General features: G+C 62.6%; 20 protein-coding genes. 14 read left to right on the forward strand and 6 right to left on the reverse strand.

Annotated elements, in window-relative coordinates; translation table 11 throughout:
• Window position 1: 1 nt before the first annotated feature.
• Window positions 2–1,030, forward strand: coding sequence for an L-threonine 3-dehydrogenase (gene tdh, locus GC1_RS20345; RefSeq protein ID WP_019295159.1), 1,029 nt, complete (start codon window positions 2–4; stop codon window positions 1,028–1,030).
• 133 nt (window positions 1,031–1,163) lie between these two features.
• On the opposite strand, the gene GC1_RS20350 is transcribed toward tdh, so the two are convergent.
• Window positions 1,164–1,892, reverse strand: a complete 729-nt coding sequence (locus GC1_RS20350) for a metallophosphoesterase family protein (protein ID WP_029204709.1) — start codon at window positions 1,890–1,892, stop codon at window positions 1,164–1,166.
• Window positions 1,893–2,072: 180 nt separating this feature from the next.
• Here GC1_RS20350 and GC1_RS20355 point away from each other — a divergent pair, with 180 nt between their 5' ends.
• A complete protein-coding gene (locus GC1_RS20355; protein WP_019295161.1) occupies window positions 2,073–2,465 on the forward strand; it encodes a hypothetical protein in 393 nt (130 codons plus the stop codon).
• 57 nt (window positions 2,466–2,522) lie between these two features.
• On the opposite strand, the gene serA is transcribed toward GC1_RS20355, so the two are convergent.
• Both serA and GC1_RS20365 read right to left on the reverse strand, forming a co-directional pair.
• Entirely contained in the window at window positions 2,523–4,118 is a 1,596-nt protein-coding gene (gene serA / locus GC1_RS20360; RefSeq protein ID WP_019295162.1) for a phosphoglycerate dehydrogenase, read from the reverse strand.
• Between the two features lie 63 nt (window positions 4,119–4,181).
• On the reverse strand, window positions 4,182–5,336 hold the full coding sequence (locus tag GC1_RS20365) for a phosphoserine transaminase (RefSeq protein WP_019295163.1): 1,155 nt from the start codon (window positions 5,334–5,336) through the stop codon (window positions 4,182–4,184).
• Window positions 5,337–5,384: 48 nt separating this feature from the next.
• Between GC1_RS20365 and GC1_RS20370 the strand changes: the two genes are divergently transcribed.
• The 6 genes from GC1_RS20370 to GC1_RS20395 all read left to right on the forward strand — a co-directional run bounded on the left by GC1_RS20370 (window position 5,385) and on the right by GC1_RS20395 (window position 8,429).
• A complete protein-coding gene (locus GC1_RS20370) occupies window positions 5,385–5,588 on the forward strand; it encodes a hypothetical protein (RefSeq protein WP_152612424.1) in 204 nt (67 codons plus the stop codon).
• A gap of 28 nt (window positions 5,589–5,616) precedes the next feature.
• The gene (serB, locus tag GC1_RS20375; RefSeq protein WP_019295165.1) at window positions 5,617–6,492 is read left to right on the forward strand and encodes a phosphoserine phosphatase SerB; all 876 of its coding nucleotides are present in this window, start codon (window positions 5,617–5,619) and stop codon (window positions 6,490–6,492) included.
• Window positions 6,493–6,500: 8 nt separating this feature from the next.
• Window positions 6,501–7,259, forward strand: coding sequence for a TSUP family transporter (locus tag GC1_RS20380; RefSeq protein ID WP_019295166.1), 759 nt, complete (start codon window positions 6,501–6,503; stop codon window positions 7,257–7,259).
• Between the two features lie 65 nt (window positions 7,260–7,324).
• Window positions 7,325–7,645, forward strand: coding sequence for an ArsR/SmtB family transcription factor (locus tag GC1_RS20385; RefSeq protein ID WP_019295167.1), 321 nt, complete (start codon window positions 7,325–7,327; stop codon window positions 7,643–7,645).
• Window positions 7,642–8,079 carry an SRPBCC family protein gene (locus GC1_RS20390; protein ID WP_019295168.1) on the forward strand — a complete coding sequence of 146 codons (438 nt, stop codon included), beginning with the start codon at window positions 7,642–7,644 and terminating at the stop codon, window positions 8,077–8,079. The genes GC1_RS20385 and GC1_RS20390 overlap by 4 nt, the downstream gene beginning before the upstream one ends.
• A 29-nt stretch (window positions 8,080–8,108) precedes the next feature.
• On the forward strand, window positions 8,109–8,429 hold the full coding sequence (locus GC1_RS20395; RefSeq protein WP_019295169.1) for a YciI family protein: 321 nt from the start codon (window positions 8,109–8,111) through the stop codon (window positions 8,427–8,429).
• 35 nt (window positions 8,430–8,464) lie between these two features.
• On the opposite strand, the gene GC1_RS20400 is transcribed toward GC1_RS20395, so the two are convergent.
• Entirely contained in the window at window positions 8,465–9,463 is a 999-nt protein-coding gene (locus GC1_RS20400) for an asparaginase (protein ID WP_029204710.1), read from the reverse strand.
• Window positions 9,464–9,644: 181 nt separating this feature from the next.
• Here GC1_RS20400 and GC1_RS20405 point away from each other — a divergent pair, with 181 nt between their 5' ends.
• The 3 genes from GC1_RS20405 to rlmN all read left to right on the forward strand — a co-directional run bounded on the left by GC1_RS20405 (window position 9,645) and on the right by rlmN (window position 11,965).
• Window positions 9,645–10,175 (forward strand): invasion associated locus B family protein, encoded by a 531-nt coding sequence (locus GC1_RS20405; RefSeq protein ID WP_029204711.1) that lies wholly within the window; start codon window positions 9,645–9,647, stop codon window positions 10,173–10,175.
• A 100-nt stretch (window positions 10,176–10,275) separates the two neighbouring features.
• Window positions 10,276–10,671 (forward strand): lysozyme inhibitor LprI family protein, encoded by a 396-nt coding sequence (locus GC1_RS20410; RefSeq protein ID WP_019295172.1) that lies wholly within the window; start codon window positions 10,276–10,278, stop codon window positions 10,669–10,671.
• A gap of 106 nt (window positions 10,672–10,777) precedes the next feature.
• Window positions 10,778–11,965: a 23S rRNA (adenine(2503)-C(2))-methyltransferase RlmN gene (gene rlmN / locus GC1_RS20415; RefSeq protein WP_019295173.1), complete on the forward strand. Its 1,188-nt coding sequence runs from the start codon at window positions 10,778–10,780 to the stop codon at window positions 11,963–11,965.
• 38 nt (window positions 11,966–12,003) lie between these two features.
• Here the strand turns inward: rlmN and GC1_RS20420 are convergent, their stop codons facing one another.
• Window positions 12,004–13,245: a reprolysin-like metallopeptidase gene (locus tag GC1_RS20420; protein ID WP_019295174.1), complete on the reverse strand. Its 1,242-nt coding sequence runs from the start codon at window positions 13,243–13,245 to the stop codon at window positions 12,004–12,006.
• Window positions 13,246–13,576: 331 nt separating this feature from the next.
• Between GC1_RS20420 and GC1_RS20425 the strand changes: the two genes are divergently transcribed.
• Window positions 13,577–13,786, forward strand: a complete 210-nt coding sequence (locus GC1_RS20425; protein WP_029204713.1) for a hypothetical protein — start codon at window positions 13,577–13,579, stop codon at window positions 13,784–13,786.
• A 27-nt stretch (window positions 13,787–13,813) separates the two neighbouring features.
• Here the strand turns inward: GC1_RS20425 and GC1_RS20430 are convergent, their stop codons facing one another.
• Window positions 13,814–14,662, reverse strand: a complete 849-nt coding sequence (locus GC1_RS20430; protein WP_019295176.1) for a TIGR00730 family Rossman fold protein — start codon at window positions 14,660–14,662, stop codon at window positions 13,814–13,816.
• A 148-nt stretch (window positions 14,663–14,810) separates the two neighbouring features.
• On the opposite strand from GC1_RS20430, the gene GC1_RS20435 reads away from it, so the two are divergent.
• Together GC1_RS20435 and GC1_RS20440 are read left to right on the forward strand one after the other, a co-directional pair.
• Entirely contained in the window at window positions 14,811–15,731 is a 921-nt protein-coding gene (locus tag GC1_RS20435; protein ID WP_019295177.1) for a threonine/serine dehydratase, read from the forward strand.
• Between the two features lie 38 nt (window positions 15,732–15,769).
• Window positions 15,770–16,369, forward strand: a complete 600-nt coding sequence (locus GC1_RS20440; protein ID WP_029204714.1) for a GntR family transcriptional regulator — start codon at window positions 15,770–15,772, stop codon at window positions 16,367–16,369.
• Window positions 16,370–16,392: the final 23 nt, after the last annotated feature.

The raw sequence follows: 16,392 nt of genomic DNA on the forward strand, positions 1-16,392 counted from the left end.
GATGAAGGCGCTGGAGAAGAGCCATCCGCAGGAGGGTCTGTGGATGGTGCAGGCGCCGGTGCCGGAGATCGGCCCCGACGAGGTGCTGATCAAGGTGAAGAAGACCGGCATCTGCGGCACCGATATCCACATCTGGAACTGGGATGAATGGGCATCGCATACCGTGCCGGTGCCGATGATCACCGGCCATGAGTTTGCCGGCGAAATTGTCGAGATCGGGCGCAATGTCACCGATCTGGCGGTGGGGCAGCGCTGTTCCGGCGAGGGGCATCTGATCAAGACCGACTCGCGCCAGAGCCGGGCCGGGAAGTTCCACCTGGACCCGGGCACCCGCGGCATCGGGGTGAATGAGCAGGGTGCCTTTGCCCAGTATCTGAAGCTGCCGGCCTTCAACGTGGTGCCGCTGCCGGAGGATATCCCGGATGAGATCGGCGCCATTCTCGATCCGCTCGGGAATGCGGTGCATACCGCGCTGAGCTTTGACCTGTTGGGCGAGGACGTGCTGATCACCGGCGCGGGCCCCATCGGCATCATGGCGGCGGCGGTGGCGAAACATGCCGGCGCGCGGCATGTGGTGATCACCGACATCAACCCGGACCGGCTGACACTGGCAGAACATGTGGTGCCGGCGGTGCGTGCGGTGAACGTGGCGCAGGAGGACCTGCAGGATGTGGTGCGCGAGTTGGGTCTGAAACAGGGCTTCGACGTCGGGTTGGAGATGTCCGGGTCGCAGGCGGCCCTCGACCAGATGGTGGAGGCGCTGGTGATGGGCGGCAAGATTGCCCTGTTGGGCATTCCGCCGGGCAAATCGCCGGTCGACTGGTCGCGCATTGTGTTCAAAGCGATCACCATCAAGGGCGTCTACGGGCGCGAGATGTTCGAGACCTGGTACAAGATGATCGCGATGCTGCAGAACGGGCTGGATGTGAGCCGGGTGATCACCCACCGGTTCGGCGTCGATGATTTCGCCGAAGGCTTTGCGGCGATGAAATCAGGCTCCAGCGGCAAGGTGGTGCTGGACTGGACGTGATGTCCGGTTGAGGGGGCTTTGCCCCCTCGCGCCTTTGGCTGGGCTTCGCCCGTTCGGGTCTGAAATGATCCCCCGGATCATTTCCGGGACGACCCTCACCCCCAGAGTATTTCCAGAAAGATGAACAGACGGATCAGGGTTCTAGCGGCACCCTGCCAGCATCTGTCAGCAGCCAGCATTCCCGGCCCTCAAACACTGCGGCAGTAAGCGGGCGGCCGTAACCGGCGCCGCTGTCGAGGTTGATGCGGTTTATCCGGTGCTCTGCCTGTTTCGCCGGGGTGTGGCCATGCACCACCAGCCAGGGGTGGGCGCGTTCGTCGGTCAGGAACTCCTGCCGGATCCAGATCAGGTCGTCCTCGCTTTGGCTCTCCAGCGGAAGGCCGGGGCGGATGCCTGCGTGGACGAACAGCAGTTCGCCCTCCTGATGGAAGGGTTTGAGGCCTGCCAGGAAATCCAGATGCGCCTGCGGGATTGCGACTCGGGCGCGGGCGTGGGTCTGGTAGATGCGGTCGCCCTCTTCGACCTCCACCCCATAGGATTGCAGGGTCTCGATGCCCCCGATGCGTTCGTGCAGCCAGTGGTAGCCGACCAGCAGCCGGGCGTCGTTGCGCGGGTAGTCCTCGAGGAACATTGAGAACATCCGGTCGTGGTTGCCCTTGAGGCAGATCCAGTCGCGGCCCGCGGCCTGCCCCTGCATCAGCCGTTCGATTACGCCGCGGCTGTCCGGGCCGCGGTCGGTGTAATCGCCGAGGAACACAATGCGGGCATCCGCGCCGCCGTCGGCCCCAATCAGCGCCAGCGCCTGCTCCAGCATCTCAAGCTGGCCGTGAATGTCGCCAATGGCGTAGATCGGGGAAGTCATCACATGTCCTTTGCTGCTGATGTTTTGATGCCGGATCAAGCCTTGCACCTCAACCCCGCAGAAATGTCCCACCCCGCCGGTTTTCCCAAAAGATCAGTGAAGTATGCTAGGCTGGCGTTTCGAAATCCGCGGTGTTCCGATGATGGGAGAAACGGAACAGCGACATGGGAGGGACAAGTGATGAATGGAATTGCACGGCCGTTCATGCTGATTGCAGTGGTGTGTGCCCTGGGCGGCATGGTTTGGGGGATCCAGATGTCGGCAAGCCAGGATCACCTGCTGTCGCCGGCGCACGGGCATCTGAACCTGCTGGGCTGGGTCAGCTGCGCGATCTATGCGTTTTATTATCATCTGGTGCCAAGCGCCGGTGAAGGTAGGCTGCCGCGGCTGCATCTGACTGCCACAGTGCTGTCGCTGGGGCTGCTGGTTCCGGGTATCCCGCTGGCGATCCAGGAGCGCACAGAGGTGCTGGCCCAGGCCGGATCACTGGCGGCGCTGGTGTCGATGCTGGTTTTCGGCGTTATTGTTCTGCGCAGCCGGCCGGAGAAGGCAACGATCGCGCACCAGAGGTGACAACGGAAAAGCCCCCGCAGCAATGGCGGGGGCTTTTGCAAGATTATGCCAGACGGGTCAGACGACGTCGAACTGCAGCGGCTTGATCTGGTTGAATAGACCGGTTTCCGCCAGTTTGGCGCGCACCTCTGCCGGGACTTCATTATCCACATAGAGAAGCGCAATGGCTTCGCCGCCGGCCTCGGAGCGGCCCAGGGTGAAGTTGGCGATGTTGACGCCGTGGTCGCCAAGGGTATGGCCCAGTGTGCCGATGATGCCGGGCACGTCCTCGTTTGTGGTGTAGAGCATATGCGCGCCGACGTCGGCGTCGATGTTGATGCCCTTGATCTGGATGAACCGCGGCTTGCCGTCGGAGAACACGGTGCCGGCCACCGAGCGTTCGCGCTTGGAGGTCACCGCGGTCACCTTGACATAGCCGTCAAAGGAGCCGGATTTGTCCTGGCTGGTGGTGGAAATCTGCACGCCGCGCTCCTTGGCAACAACGGGCGCGGAGACCAGGTTCACCTCCGGATTGGCGCGTTTCATGATGCCGGCAACCACCGCGCAGTTCAGCGCATCCAGGTTCATGCCGGCGGCGACACCGTCATAGAGGATGTTGATCGCCTTGATCGGCTCATCTGTCATCTGGCCGACGAAGCTGCCCAGATGATCGGCCAGCTTGATCCAGGGGCCCATGACCTTGGCTTCCTCAGCGGTGACGCTGGGCATGTTGAGCGCGTTTTCAACCGCGCCGGTCAGCAGGTAGTTGGACATCTGCTCTGCCACCTGCAGGGCGACGTTTTCCTGCGCCTCGGTGGTGGCGGCGCCCAGGTGCGGGGTGCAGACCACGTTGGGCAGGCCGAACAGGGCGTTTTCCTTGGCCGGCTCCACCGAGAACACGTCGAAGGCGGCGCCGGCCACATGGCCGGAGGTCAGCAGTTCCGCCAGCGCGCCCTCGTCCACCAGGCCGCCGCGGGCGCAGTTGATAATGCGCACGCCCTTCTTGGTCTTCTCAAGGTTCTCCTTGGACAGGATGTTGCGGGTCTGGTCGGTCAGCGGCACGTGCAGGGTGATGAAATCGGCACGGGCCAGCAGCTCATCCAGCTCCACCTTCTCGACGCCCATCTTGTCGGCTTTCTCGGTGCTCAGGTAGGGGTCATAGGCCACCACCTTCATCTTGAGGCCGCGGGCGCGGTCGCAGACGATGCCACCGATGTTACCGGCGCCGATAACGCCCAGGGTCTTGGCGGTCAGTTCGGTGCCCATGAACTTGGACTTTTCCCATTTGCCGGCATGGGTGGAGGCCGAGGCCTCCGGCAGCTGGCGGGCGACTGCGAACATCATTGCAATCGCGTGTTCGGCGGTGGTGATCATGTTGCCGAACGGAGTGTTCATCACAATGACGCCGCGCTTGGAGGCGGCCTCCTTGTCGATGTTGTCGGTGCCGATGCCGGCGCGGCCGATCACCTTGAGGTTCTCGGCGTTCTCAAGGATCTTGTCGGTCACCTTGGTGGCGGAGCGGATCGCGAGGCCGTCGTACTGGCCGATGATTTCCGCCAGTTTATCTTTGTCCTTGCCCACGTCGGGCAGGAAGTCGACGTCAATGCCGCGGTCGCGGAAGATCTGAACGGCGGCCTCGGACAGCTTGTCGGAGATGAGTACTTTGGGAGCCATGTCTGTGGTCCTTAGAATGTCTGTGCTGGGACGGCGGGCGTAGCCGCCCGCCTTTGAGGTTGCTCAGGCCGCTTCGGTCTGCGCGGCGATCTCGGCCTCGAAGGCCCATTTGATCCAGGGCATCAGGGTTGCCACGTCAGAGGCTTCCACCGTGCCGCCGCACCAGATGCGCAGGCCCGGAGGCGCGTCGCGGTAGGCGCCGATGTCGTAGGCGACGCCTTCAGCTTCCAGACGTTTGGCCACGGCCTTGGCAAAGGCAGCGCCGTCCTGGATGCGCTCGTCGGTGAACTTGAGGCAAACAGACGTGTTGGAGCGGTATTCCGGCTGCTCGGCCAGGAAGGCGATCCAGGGGTTGTCCTGCACGAAGCTTTGCACTGCGGCGAGGTTCGCGTAGGCGCGCTCGCGCAGGCCTTCCATGCCGCCTACCGAGCGGGCCCAGTCGAGCGCCAGCAGGTAGTCCTCCACCGCCAGCATCGAGGGGGTGTTGATGGTCGCGCCCTGGAAGATGCCGTCGATCAGCTTGCCACCCTTGGTCAGGCGGAAGATTTTGGGCAGCGGCCAGGCGGGGGTGTAGCTCTCCAGACGCTCCACTGCGCGGGGGCTGAGGATGATCATGCCGTGCGCAGCTTCGCCGCCCAGCACCTTCTGCCAGGAGAAGGTGGTCACATCCAGCTTGTCCCACGGCAGATACTGCGCAAAGGCGGCGGAGGTGGCGTCGCAGATGGTCAGACCTTCGCGGTCCGCCGGGATCCAGTCGCCGTTGGGGACGCGCACGCCGGAAGTGGTGCCGTTCCAGGTGAAGACGACGTCGTTGGTGAAATCGACGGTGCCGAGGTCCACGATCTGGCCATAGTCGGCGGTTTTGACGGTGGCGTCGAGCTTCAGCTGTTTAACCGCGTCGGTGACCCAGCCGGAGCCGAAACTTTCCCAGGCCAGCATCTCAACTCCGCGGGCGCCGAGCAGGTTCCACATCGCCATTTCCACCGCGCCGGTGTCGGAGGCAGGCACGATGCCGATCTTGTAACCGGCGGGGATGTTCAGGATTTCCCGGGTGCCTTCGATCGCTGCTTTCAGCTTGTCCTTGCCCACCGCGGCGCGGTGTGAGCGGCCCAGCGGCGCGCCTGCAAGTTTGCTCAGATCAAAGACGGGGGGTTTGGCGCAAGGGCCGGACGAAAAACGCGGATTGGCCGGCCGCGCGGCAGGTTGTTCAATAGCCATAAATGCTACCCTTCCAGATAAGCGCCCCTCGTTGGGGAGGGGTGTCCCGTGATCAGAGCTAGTGTGCTGCAGCGCGGCACGCAACAGAAATTTCAGAAAAATGCGGCTGTTCATCTGTTTTTTGCGACACGATTTTCCACCATCGGAAACAGCCGCGCTGAAATGGCGCAAAGGGCTACTCCTTATGATGCCTCCGGATTTCCGCAGTTTTTTGCTGTCTGGCTGTTCCCGCGGCAGGGCGCTATGACATAGGCAGATAGCGCCGGAACGGAGCCTGCCGATGTACACCGCCACCCTGCTTTGCAACCCTGCCCGACCGGTGCTGGAGCCCGCGCTGATCGAATCGCTGCGTAATGCCTGGGGCGGTGATGAAGCGGTGTGGCTGGCGCTGGGGGCGGCGGCAGAATTTCCGCTGAAGCAGATGCCCGACAACCGATGGGACGTCTGGGCGGACCTGCAGGGCATGGGCGTGGATCTGGTCATTCAGCCCAGCGCCGGGCGCAGGAAAAAGATGCTGCTGGCCGACATGGATTCGACCATGATCCAGCAGGAATGCATTGATGAGCTGGCCGAGGAGGCAGGCGTCGGCGCGCGGGTGAAGGACATCACCGCGCGGGCGATGAACGGCGAACTGGATTTCGAAGGCGCGCTAACAGAGCGGGTCGGGCTGCTGAAGGGGCTGCCGGAGACGGTAATCGCCAAGGTTCTGGAAGAGCGCATTACCCTGATGCCCGGCGGCAAGCAGCTGCTGGCGACGATGAAGGCGGAGGGCGCCTATGCGGCGCTTGTTTCTGGCGGCTTCACGGCGTTCACGGCGCGGGTCGCAGAAGTACTGGGATTTGACGAGAACCGCGCAAACACGCTGCTGACCGAGGACGGCAAGCTGACCGGCGAGGCGGGCCGGCCGATCCTGGGGCGGGAGGCCAAGGTGGAGGCGCTGGAGCAGATCTCCACCCGGCTTGGTATCGCGGAGGCGGATGTGATTGCAGTTGGTGACGGCGCCAATGACCTGGGGATGCTAAAGCGCGCGGGCGCAGGTGTGGCGCTGCATGCCAAGCCCTCGGTCGCGGCGGAATGCGATATCCGCATTAACCACGGCGACCTGACGGCGCTGCTTTACATCCAGGGCTACGCCCAGGACGAATTCAAAGGCTGATCAATTAGATGCTGGAAGTGGGTTTCGAGACCCTGCTGCTGTTGCTGGCGGCGGGGTTTGCTGCCGGGTTCATTGACGCAATTGCAGGCGGCGGCGGGCTGATCACGGTGCCGGTTCTGCTGCTGGCCGGGGCCAATCCGGTGACGGCGCTGTCGACCAACAAAATCCAGGGGCTGTTCGGCTCAGCGACCGCCGCCTTCACCTATGCGCGCGCCGGGCATGTAGACCTGAAGGCCCAGGTCGGGCCTGCGCTGATTGCCTTTGCGGCGGCAGTTGCGGGTGCGTTTCTGGTGGCCTACTTGCCCACCGAATGGATCCGGCTGATCCTGCCGGTGCTGCTGATCGGGATCGCCATTTTCTTTGCGTTGAAGAAGGGGCTGGATGATCTCGACCGGCACCGCCGCCTGTCCCCCGCCCTGTTCACCGCCCTCATCGTTCCGCTGTGCGGGGCCTATGACGGGCTGCTGGGGCCTGGCGCAGGCAGCTTCTACATGCTCGCCTTTGTGTCGCTGGCGGGCTACGGCATCCTGCGTGCAACCGCCCATACCAAGCTGCTGAATTTCGCCTCCAATGCAGGCGGTCTGCTGGCGTTTTCCTTCTTTGCGACGCCCTGGTGGATCACCGGCCTGCTGATGGGCTGCGCCCAGATTGCCGGTGCGCGGGCGGGAGCGGGGCTGGCCAAGAAGCAGGGGGCAAAGGTGATCAAGCCGCTGCTGGTGGTGACCTCTGTCTCGCTCGCGGCCAAGCTGCTGTGGGATATGATGTAAGGTCGGCTCTGGCTTTGCCCCATATTTAACATTTCCATTAATTAACAAACATGCTAATAAATAGCATGGTACCGATTCTGAAATCCTTTGCCGCGCTGTCAGACGAAACCCGGCTGATGATCGTGGATCAGTTAATTACTGAGGGCGAACTGCCCGCCGGTGATCTGGCCCCCGGAGCAGGCATTTCGGCTCCGGCGATCTCGCGCCATCTAAAAGTCCTGCGCGAGGCCGGGCTGATAACCCAACGGGCCAAGGGCACTAAGCGGCTCTATTCTGCCCGGCCTGAAGGGCTGCGGATGATCGCCGAATGGACGCAATCGCGGCGCGCCTTCTGGGAAGGGAGCCTGGACAGGCTGGAAGCGGCCCTGATGGAGGACGAGGCATGAGCGACCTGCAGCTGAAGCGGACATTTCCGGTCAGCCCGGAGAAACTGTTTGCCTGGGTGACAACGCCGGACAAGCTGCTGCAATGGTGGGGGCCGGAAGGGGTTACCATTCCGGAACATGACCTGAACCTGAGCCGCACCGGCCCCTGGTACTCGGTCATGCAGAACAGCGACGGCCAGCGGTTTCATGTTTCCGGCCAGGTGACCCATGTGGATGCGCCGAAATCGGTTGGCTTCACCTGGGCCTGGCACGGCGACGACGGCAGCCGCGGCGATGAGAGCCATGTCACTCTGACCGTTGCAGCCACTGGGGATGGCGCCATGCTGGTGGTCGACCACCGGGATCTGGGCGATGACGAGTTTGCCGCGCGCCACGAAGACGGCTGGACCTCAACCCTGCGAAAGCTGGAGGCGCTGCTGTCCGCAGAAGACTGAACCATCAACAAAACCAAGGGAGTAGACCAATGCCACAGTTCATTTTTGCCTATCATGGCGGCAAGACCCCGGAGAGTGAGGAAGAGGGCGCCAGGGTCATGCAGGCCTGGAAAGACTGGATGGGAGGTCTGGGCGATGCCCTGAAGATGCCAGGTGCACCGGTTGGGATGTCCAAGACCGTCAGCGCTGGCGGGGTAGTGGACAATGGCGGCGCCAATCCACTGTCAGGCTATTCCGTGGTGGAAGCCGCTGATCAGGACGCGGCCTGCGAGATGGCCAAGGGCTGCCCGATGGTGGCAGACGGCAGCGGCTCGGTAGAAGTCGCTGAAATCATCGACATGGAGATGTAAGAAAATGCCCCGGTCCTGAACCGGGGCACTTGCATTTAGAACCGCAGTTCGGCAGCGGGGCGGATGGATCCGCATTCCAGCCCGCGGCGGCTGTAGAGCATCTTGTTCATGTACTTACTGGTTTCCGGGTGATCTGCGTCCAGCACGCCGAGGCTGACCATCAGCGCCGCAATCGCGCATTCGCTGGCGCGGGTGCTGCCATCAGAGATCTTCAGCGCGACACCCAGCTTCTGTTCCGGCAGGATGGCGATGAACACCGCCTCAGCCCCGGTTTTGATCGCCACCTTGCCGCCCATCGCCCGCATCAGGTTGGTGCAGCAGCGGGTCTCGCCCGCAACCAGCTCGGGATGCGCTGTCATGGCGGCAACCAGCTGCTGCGCCGCCTCAGACGCGCGATCGGAGCGGTCCGCGGCGCTGGCAAACCAGGCCATTGAGCGCGCCAGCCCGGTGACGGTGGTTGCAAAGTTCGGCGCTGAGCAGCCGTCGATGCCATAGCCGGGGCTGTCCTGGCCGGTGGTTTCCTCAAACGCAGCAAGGCAGGCCTGCTGCACCGGGTGGTCCACCTCGATGTATTCGGCGTTGCCGCCCAGGTACTGGTTCAGGGTCAAAAAGCCCGCGTGCTTGCCGGAGCAGTTGTTGTGCACCTGGCAGGGGCTGTTGTCGGTTTTGATCAGCTCATTTCGGGCGGGGATGTCGTCCGGCAGCTGCGGGCCGCAGCGGAAGTCGTCATCAGTCATACCCAGCTGACCAAGCCAAGCGTTAACCCGGTCGGTATGGATATGCGCGCCGTTGTGCGAGGCGCAGGCCAGCGCCAGCTGTTCCGAATTCAGACCATAACGCGCGGCGGCGCCGGAGGTGATCAGCGGCAGCGCCTGGATCATCTTGGCAGAGCTGCGCGGATAGATCACTGCGTCCGGATCGCCCCAGCTGCGCACCACCTGACCGCTGTCGTCACAGATGACGGCATGGCCCAGATGCAGGCTTTCCAGCAGCGGACCGCGCCAGACTTCGGCCATGGGCACTGGATTCGGCATGATGTCTCCCCTCATGTTTTCTGGGCGAATTCCTGCCAAAACGCACTTTCGCCCGTGGTGCTAGTTACGTTAGTGTGCTTGTGTAGCGCAAGCGAAGGGATCGGGACCAGACAGCGGAAGAACGCTGCGGGCCCTTTGCTTGGTTTTGAGGTATGAAAGAACAGTCTTGGAGTCGGGACAAATGGCATTGAAACTCGCCCGCGTGGCTGCGGGCCTGTGTCTGGCAGCATTGGCAACCGCAGCAACTGCACAGGAAACGTCGAACAACCGGGTTGCGGCCAAGGTCGATTGGAGCGTTTTCGAGGGCAATGACCCCAACGAGTGCTGGGGGGTTTCCGCACCGAAGGAGACCGTGAACACCCGTGACGGCCGTGTCGTGGCGGTGCGCCGCAGCGAGATCCAGCTGTTTGTCACCTTCCGCAGCAGCGATGCGCCCAAGGGCGAGGTGAGCTTTACCGGCGGCTATCCGTTTGCGCCGGGGTCCACCGTGAACATGGCAATCGGCGAGTCCGAGTTTGAGCTGTTCACCGAAGGCGAATGGGCCTGGCCGGCAACGCCAGCGGACGATTCTAAGATCGTCACCGCCATGAAACGCGGCGCCAGTGCGGTGCTGACTGCGCGGTCGGCGCGGGGCACCCAGACCAAGGATACTTTCTCGCTGCTGGGCTTCACCGCGGCGATTGAAGATGCGGAAAAGCGCTGCAGCAAGTAACCCTCTGCATGTGCGGAAACACACGAAACCCCGGCCTGCGCCGGGGTTTTCTTGTTTGGAAGGCGCAGGGGGCGTAGCATAGGGGCAGGAGGTGTCTGCCATGCTGAACTCTGCCTTTCTTCCGGTCCCTATCCTTGCGGTTGCGCTGTTAGCCCTGCCCGCCAATGCCAATCCGGCGCTGGAATGCGGCACCGGCAGCCAGGAGGAGGTTGGCTCTTGCGTGGCTGATGACGAGGAAGGTGTGGAAGCGGCCCTGTTCAACGCACTGGAGGCGGCCATGATTGCCGCCGCGGAGCGGGACAACGACACTGGCGGGACAAACACAGAGGCCGCGCTCATGGCGAGCCAAACAGCCTGGGAAGCGTTTCGCGCCGCGCATTGCAGTTTTATCGGGACGGCGCATCCGGTGCCGGAAGACGCCGGGATTGCTACCCGGGCCTGCTGGACAACCTTGGGGCGGGCGCGAGTTGACGAGCTGGTGCGTCTGGGCCAGTGACCGCCTGAAACCCGATGTGAAAGCAGATTTCCGCGGATTCCTTTTGATCTCTGTTCGAAATCCTATATAGAGCCGCATCCGCTCACCATGACCCGAGGCTTTTGCCATGACCGCCAGCGCGCCGATCACTCAGGATGTAATGACCCTGCCCCGCAAGGAGCCCGAGGGCGGCAAGATCAATCTTGTGGGCCTGACCCGCGAGCGCATGCGCGAAGTGCTGATTGAGCACGGCACACCGGAGAAGCAGGCCAAGATGCGGGTCGGCCAGATCTGGCAGTGGATCTACCAATGGGGCAAGCGTGACTTTGGTGACATGACCAACCTGGCCAAGGCCTACCGCGCGCAGCTGGCGGAGACCTTTGAGATCCGCATCCCCGAGGTGGTGAGCAAGCAGGTGTCGATCGACGGCACCCGCAAGTATCTGGTGCGGATCAACGGCGGCCACGAGGTCGAGGTGGTCTATATCCCCGAGGATGACCGCGGCACCCTATGCATCTCCAGCCAGGTGGGCTGCACCCTGACCTGCTCCTTCTGCCATACCGGCACCCAGAAGCTGGTGCGTAACCTGACCCCGGCGGAAATCGTCGGCCAGGTGATGATGGCGCGCGACGACCTGGAGGAATGGCCGGTGCCGGGCGCGCCAAAGGAAGAAACCCGGCTGCTCTCCAACATCGTGCTTATGGGCATGGGCGAGCCGCTTTATAACTTCGACAACGTGCGCGACGCGATGAAGATTGCGATGGACCCGGAAGGCATTTCCCTCAGCCGCCGCCGTATCACCCTGTCGACCTCCGGCGTGGTGCCGGAGATTGCACGGACAGCCGAGGAAATCGGCTGCCTTCTGGCGATTTCCTTCCATGCCACCACCAACGAAACCCGTGATGTGCTGGTGCCGATCAACAAGCGTTGGAATATCGACGAGCTGCTGCAGGCGCTGGCGGATTATCCCAAGGCGTCGAACTCGGAACGGATCACCTTTGAATATGTGATGCTGGACGGGGTGAATGACAGCGATGAGGACGCGCACCGGCTGATCGACCACATCAAGCGCTACCACATCCCGGCGAAGATCAACCTGATCCCGTTCAACGAATGGCCGGGGGCACCCTACAAGCGCAGCTCCAACAACCGGATCCGGGCGTTTGCCAATATCATCTATCAGGCCGGCTATGCGTCGCCGATCCGCAAGACCCGCGGCGAGGACATCATGGCGGCCTGCGGCCAGCTGAAATCAGCCACCGAACGCGCCCGCAAGAGCCGCAAACAGATTGAGGCCGAAGCCGGGATGAAGTGACCCGGCTCCGGCCCCGCTGCGGCAGGTCCCCGGCTGCCTTAACTGAAAAGGAAATCGTCTGCGGACAGCCCGCCGGTGTAGCCGGTGAGCTCGACGTTGTGATTGCCGTAGTAGCTAATATGCGTATCGCCGCCTTGCTGGGTGATGGTCAGGTCACTGAAACTGTCAGGGCTGGTTCCGGAGAACCGGATCCTGTCATTGCCATTGCCGAAGTCGGTGATTGTGTTCGAATCCCAATAGTCAGCGGAAACAAAAACAAAGACATCGTCGCCTGTTCCGCCCGTCAGGACATCAGAGCCGTCACCGCCGGAGAGGCGGTCCCGGCCGCTGCCGCCATGCAGTGTGTCGTTGCCGCGGCCGCCATACAGCTTGTCATTTCCGGAATTGCCGCGCAGGTCATCGTGTTCACCGCTGGCGCCTGAATATTTCGACGTGTTGATCCCGCCAATCAGGATATCGGCACCGCCGCCGCCCTTCAGCGTATCATTGCCATAGCCGCCAAAAAGCTTGTCTGCTCCTTTGCATCCGGCAAGCATGTCATCAGCCTCGCGGCCTTTGACCGTGTCATTGCCGCCATGCGCGAAAATCCTGGTGTCCTCTCCGGTTGCCAGAATGACTTCGGACCGGCCGCTGGTCTTGATCACTACGATATCGTCAGAGTTTTTGTACGCGTTCCAGCCTTCGGTCTTTGACGAGTTTCCATAGATATGCTGCAGCGCCTGAACATCCAAAGTGCCAAGTTCCGTGGCATTGTAGCCGGCATAATTGTAGGTCATCACGGTGTGCGCCTGATCGTCCAGATGATCGGCCAGCGTATGATCGCCATCATGCGGATGTTCCAAACCTACTGCGTGGCCGATCTCATGCAGGATCGTTTCATAGCCATAGGTGCCCGGCGCCATGCTGCTGCCCTGGATTGCCAGATCCCCCTTGCCGGTAGAAGTGGCGCTGGCCCAGGAGTAATTTGCCCAGCCGGCCGCTGAGCCGCCGTTGTAGCCGAATACATCAATCATCGCCGGACCGTCGGTTTCGACGAAGAGCAGCCCGGAGACTTCCTCGAACTCTTCCAGTGCCTGCCTGAAGTAGCTGCGCTGGGTGCTGTTGAATGACCAGTAGCTGGTTGCGCCGTAAGGGTCATCGGACGCGTTTCCCAATTCACCACTGCCGAGAAAACTGTATGTCACAACAGATTGGGTGCCGAGCTTGACCTGGCTGTTCCAGCGGTAGTTGCTGTTCGAGGTATAGGCCAAAAGCGCCGTGTAGTCTGTTACTTCGGACATCGGAAATCTCCACTGCTCCACCGCCGATAAGTTTTTGTTTGCAAATGTGGCCAAGTTTGGCCGGTTTCCTGGCGCAGAAGGTGCAAACACCGAAGAGTTTTCTGCAAAAGGCAAATACCAGCGTGTTCACGCTCTGGCGGACCGCGGCTTCCCGCCTAATTTCCAGGGCGACAGCCTTCAGACCGCTTATAAGCCCGACTGTTGCCTGACGGGCACAGCGGCAACCGCAGCACGTGCTGCCGCATTCTTTCCCCAATCCAGCTTCAATTCCGCCGCTTGGCACAAACAGTTTCCAGATTACGGACAATCCAATTTTCAGAAGGAATCACCGATGGCTCCGATGGAACGAAAGACCGCCCCGATTGACCCCAGTGTTCTGGACCTGATCCGCAGCGAACGCCAAAAGGCGCTGAGCCCGCGGGAATGGCAATTCCGCCTGCGCGGATACGGTTATGCCGTGAAAACCGTGGGAGGCGCCCAGATCCTCACCCGGCTCACGACCGGCGATGAAGTCGGCAAGCTGCCGCCGGAATTCGCCTGATCCCGGCAGCAGCGGTTCTTGCGGCGTTCAGCGCTCGCGGCCTGGCAGGCTGTCGCGCGGCGGCGCGGGCTCCCAGTTGTCGATGATCTGAACCGCTTCCTGCGCGGTATCGACCACACGGAACAGGTCCAGGTCCTGATCGGAGATGGTGCCGGCATCGGCCAGCGCCTCCCAGTTGACGATCTTATTCCAGAATTCCTTTCCGAACAGCAGGAACGGCACCCGTTCCATGCGCCCGGTCTGGATCAGGGTCAGGCTCTCAAACAGCTCATCCAGGGTGCCGAAGCCGCCCGGGAACACCGTGATCGCCCTAGCCCGCATCAGGAAATGCATCTTGCGGATCGCGAAATAGTGGAAGTTGAAGCTGAGATCCGGCGTCACATAGCCGTTGGGCGCCTGCTCATGCGGCAGCACGATAGACAGGCCGATGGAATGGCCGCCCGCATCCAGCGCGCCGCGGTTGCCTGCCTCCATCACACCAGGCCCGCCGCCGGTCACCACGACGTTATGGCGGCCGCCGCTCTCCTTTGACTTTTCTGTCATCAGCCGGGCGAACTCGCGCGCCTCATCATAGAAATGCGACAGATCCGCCAGCGTCTGGGTGCGTGCCTTGTCCTTATGCGCAGGATCCGGAATGCGGGCGCCGCCGAACATCACGATGGTGCTTTCTATGCCATGCTCGTTCAGCATCAGCTCCGGCTTCAACAGCTCCAGCTGCAAGCGCACCGGGCGCAGTTCCTCGCGGCACAGGAATTCCTCATCGGCAAAGGCCAGCCGGTAGGCCGGCGCCTGGGTCTGCGGCGTGGCGGGCACATGTTCGGCCCGGTCCCGGTCTGAGTGTGCGTCGCGGAAACGGCTGTGGCGGTCTTCGGTCATAAGCAATCCAAGTAAAAATAACAGGACCTCCTTTGTAACCGTCCTTGGCCGTTAGCGCCAATCAAGAATGCATCAGAACGCGCCGTTCCGCTTGCACGGCGGCCCGGTGCGGATAAGGTTCCGGCCAAGCAGGCAAGGAGGACCGCGCATGAACTGGCAGGATGAAATCAAGGCAGCGGCAGAACGCATCCGCCCCCATGTGCAGCAAACGCCCGTAATGCAGACCCGCGGGTTCGGCCTGGACTACCCGGTGGAACTGAAGCTGGAGCACATGCAGCACACCGGCAGTTTCAAGGCGCGCGGCGCCTTCAACACGCTGCTGAGCCAGGAAGTGCCTGCCGGCGGCCTGGTCGCGGCCTCTGGCGGCAATCACGGGGCGGCGGTTGCCCATGCTGCGCATCAACTGGGCCACAGGGCGCGTATCTACGTTCCGGAAATGGCAGGCCCCGCCAAAATCTCGCTGATCGAACGCACCGGTGCCGATCTGCAGGTGGTGCCCGGCGCCTATGCCAATGCGTTGGAGCAAGCGCAGGCCTATGAGGCTGAAACCGGTGCCATGCAGGTCCATGCCTATGACGCGCCTGCCACCGTCGCAGGGCAAGGCACCTGCTTCGCCGAATGGCAGGCACAGGGGCTGCAAGCCGACACCCTGCTGATTGCAGTAGGCGGCGGCGGGCTGATTGCCGGCGCGCTGGCTTGGTTTCAGGGCGCCCGTAAGATCATCGCCGTGGAGCCGGAAACCTCCTGCGCTTTGAACGCGGCGCTGGCAGCCGGGCAGCCGGTAGATGTAGAGGTTTCAGGCGTTGCCGCCAACGCGCTGGGTGCCAAGCAGATTGGCAATATCTGCTTTGAGCTGGCCGCTGCGCAGGGTGTCACATCCCTCACCGTGCCGGACAGTGCGATCACCCAGGCCCAGACGGCGCTCTGGCGCGAACGCCGGATCCTGGTAGAGCCTGCGGGCGCTACCGCGCTGGCGTCGCTGATGTGCGGTGCCTACCGGCCGGAGCCAGGCGAACGCGTGGCGGTACTGGTCTGCGGCGGCAACATTGCCCCGGATCCGCTGGGATAACCCTTGCAGCAATCCCCAGGCAGCCCTATCGGAATAGCATGTCCGCAACCATCGCCGATACAATCTATCTGAGCCTGAGCGAACGCATCATTACCGGTGCGCTTCCGGCTGGCGAAAAGTTGCGCCAGGACCATATCGCGCGGGAGTTTGCGGCCAGCCATGTGCCGGTGCGCGAGGCGCTGCTGCGGCTGGAGGCGCACGGGCTGGCGGTGTCCGAACCGCGGCGCGGCACACGGGTCAGCGCCCTGAACCCTGCTGAGATCCGCGAAGTGATCGAAATGCGGGTGGCGCTGGAAGTGCTGGCTTTGACGCACGCCTTTGGCCGGCTAACCGCCGAGGACATCGAAGACGCCAACGCTGCCCGTTTAGCCTGCGATGCAGCTGAGGACATGGCCAGCTGGGAACGGCTGAACCGCGCCTTTCACCGGGTGATCCTGGCACCCTGCGCAATGCCGCGGCTGCTGGCCTCGATCGACGATCTGCATATTGCCGCTGCCCGGCATCTGTTCGCCAATTGGCAGCATCAATGGAGCCGCCGGGTGGACGCCGATCACGCCGCCATTGTCCAGGCGATGACCCGGCGCGATGCTGCAGGAGCCTGTGAGATCCTGCGCCGCCACTTGCGCCGGGTGCGCTGACCGGCTGGAACCCGGCAAAACGC

The organism is Leisingera sp. ANG1 (assembly GCF_000203975.2).
In the GTDB taxonomy this organism is placed as follows: Bacteria; Pseudomonadota; Alphaproteobacteria; order Rhodobacterales; family Rhodobacteraceae; genus Leisingera.

Bases quoted from the DNA above. Each gene is read 5' to 3' on its own strand.
- tdh (WP_019295159.1), top strand. From the start codon at position 2: ATGAAGGCGCTGGAGAAGAGCCATCCGCAGGAGGGTCTGTGGATGGTG.
- GC1_RS20350 (WP_029204709.1), bottom strand. From the start codon at position 1,892: ATGACTTCCCCGATCTACGCCATTGGCGACATTCACGGCCAGCTTGAG.
- GC1_RS20355 (WP_019295161.1), top strand. From the start codon at position 2,073: ATGAATGGAATTGCACGGCCGTTCATGCTGATTGCAGTGGTGTGTGCC.
- serA (WP_019295162.1), bottom strand. From the start codon at position 4,118: ATGGCTCCCAAAGTACTCATCTCCGACAAGCTGTCCGAGGCCGCCGTT.
- GC1_RS20365 (WP_019295163.1), bottom strand. From the start codon at position 5,336: ATGGCTATTGAACAACCTGCCGCGCGGCCGGCCAATCCGCGTTTTTCG.
- serB (WP_019295165.1), top strand. From the start codon at position 5,617: ATGTACACCGCCACCCTGCTTTGCAACCCTGCCCGACCGGTGCTGGAG.
- GC1_RS20380 (WP_019295166.1), top strand. From the start codon at position 6,501: ATGCTGGAAGTGGGTTTCGAGACCCTGCTGCTGTTGCTGGCGGCGGGG.
- GC1_RS20385 (WP_019295167.1), top strand. From the start codon at position 7,325: ATGGTACCGATTCTGAAATCCTTTGCCGCGCTGTCAGACGAAACCCGG.
- GC1_RS20390 (WP_019295168.1), top strand. From the start codon at position 7,642: ATGAGCGACCTGCAGCTGAAGCGGACATTTCCGGTCAGCCCGGAGAAA.
- GC1_RS20395 (WP_019295169.1), top strand. From the start codon at position 8,109: ATGCCACAGTTCATTTTTGCCTATCATGGCGGCAAGACCCCGGAGAGT.
- GC1_RS20400 (WP_029204710.1), bottom strand. From the start codon at position 9,463: ATGCCGAATCCAGTGCCCATGGCCGAAGTCTGGCGCGGTCCGCTGCTG.
- GC1_RS20405 (WP_029204711.1), top strand. From the start codon at position 9,645: ATGGCATTGAAACTCGCCCGCGTGGCTGCGGGCCTGTGTCTGGCAGCA.
- GC1_RS20410 (WP_019295172.1), top strand. From the start codon at position 10,276: ATGCTGAACTCTGCCTTTCTTCCGGTCCCTATCCTTGCGGTTGCGCTG.
- rlmN (WP_019295173.1), top strand. From the start codon at position 10,778: ATGACCGCCAGCGCGCCGATCACTCAGGATGTAATGACCCTGCCCCGC.
- GC1_RS20420 (WP_019295174.1), bottom strand. From the start codon at position 13,245: ATGTCCGAAGTAACAGACTACACGGCGCTTTTGGCCTATACCTCGAAC.
- GC1_RS20425 (WP_029204713.1), top strand. From the start codon at position 13,577: ATGGCTCCGATGGAACGAAAGACCGCCCCGATTGACCCCAGTGTTCTG.
- GC1_RS20430 (WP_019295176.1), bottom strand. From the start codon at position 14,662: ATGACCGAAGACCGCCACAGCCGTTTCCGCGACGCACACTCAGACCGG.
- GC1_RS20435 (WP_019295177.1), top strand. From the start codon at position 14,811: ATGAACTGGCAGGATGAAATCAAGGCAGCGGCAGAACGCATCCGCCCC.
- GC1_RS20440 (WP_029204714.1), top strand. From the start codon at position 15,770: ATGTCCGCAACCATCGCCGATACAATCTATCTGAGCCTGAGCGAACGC.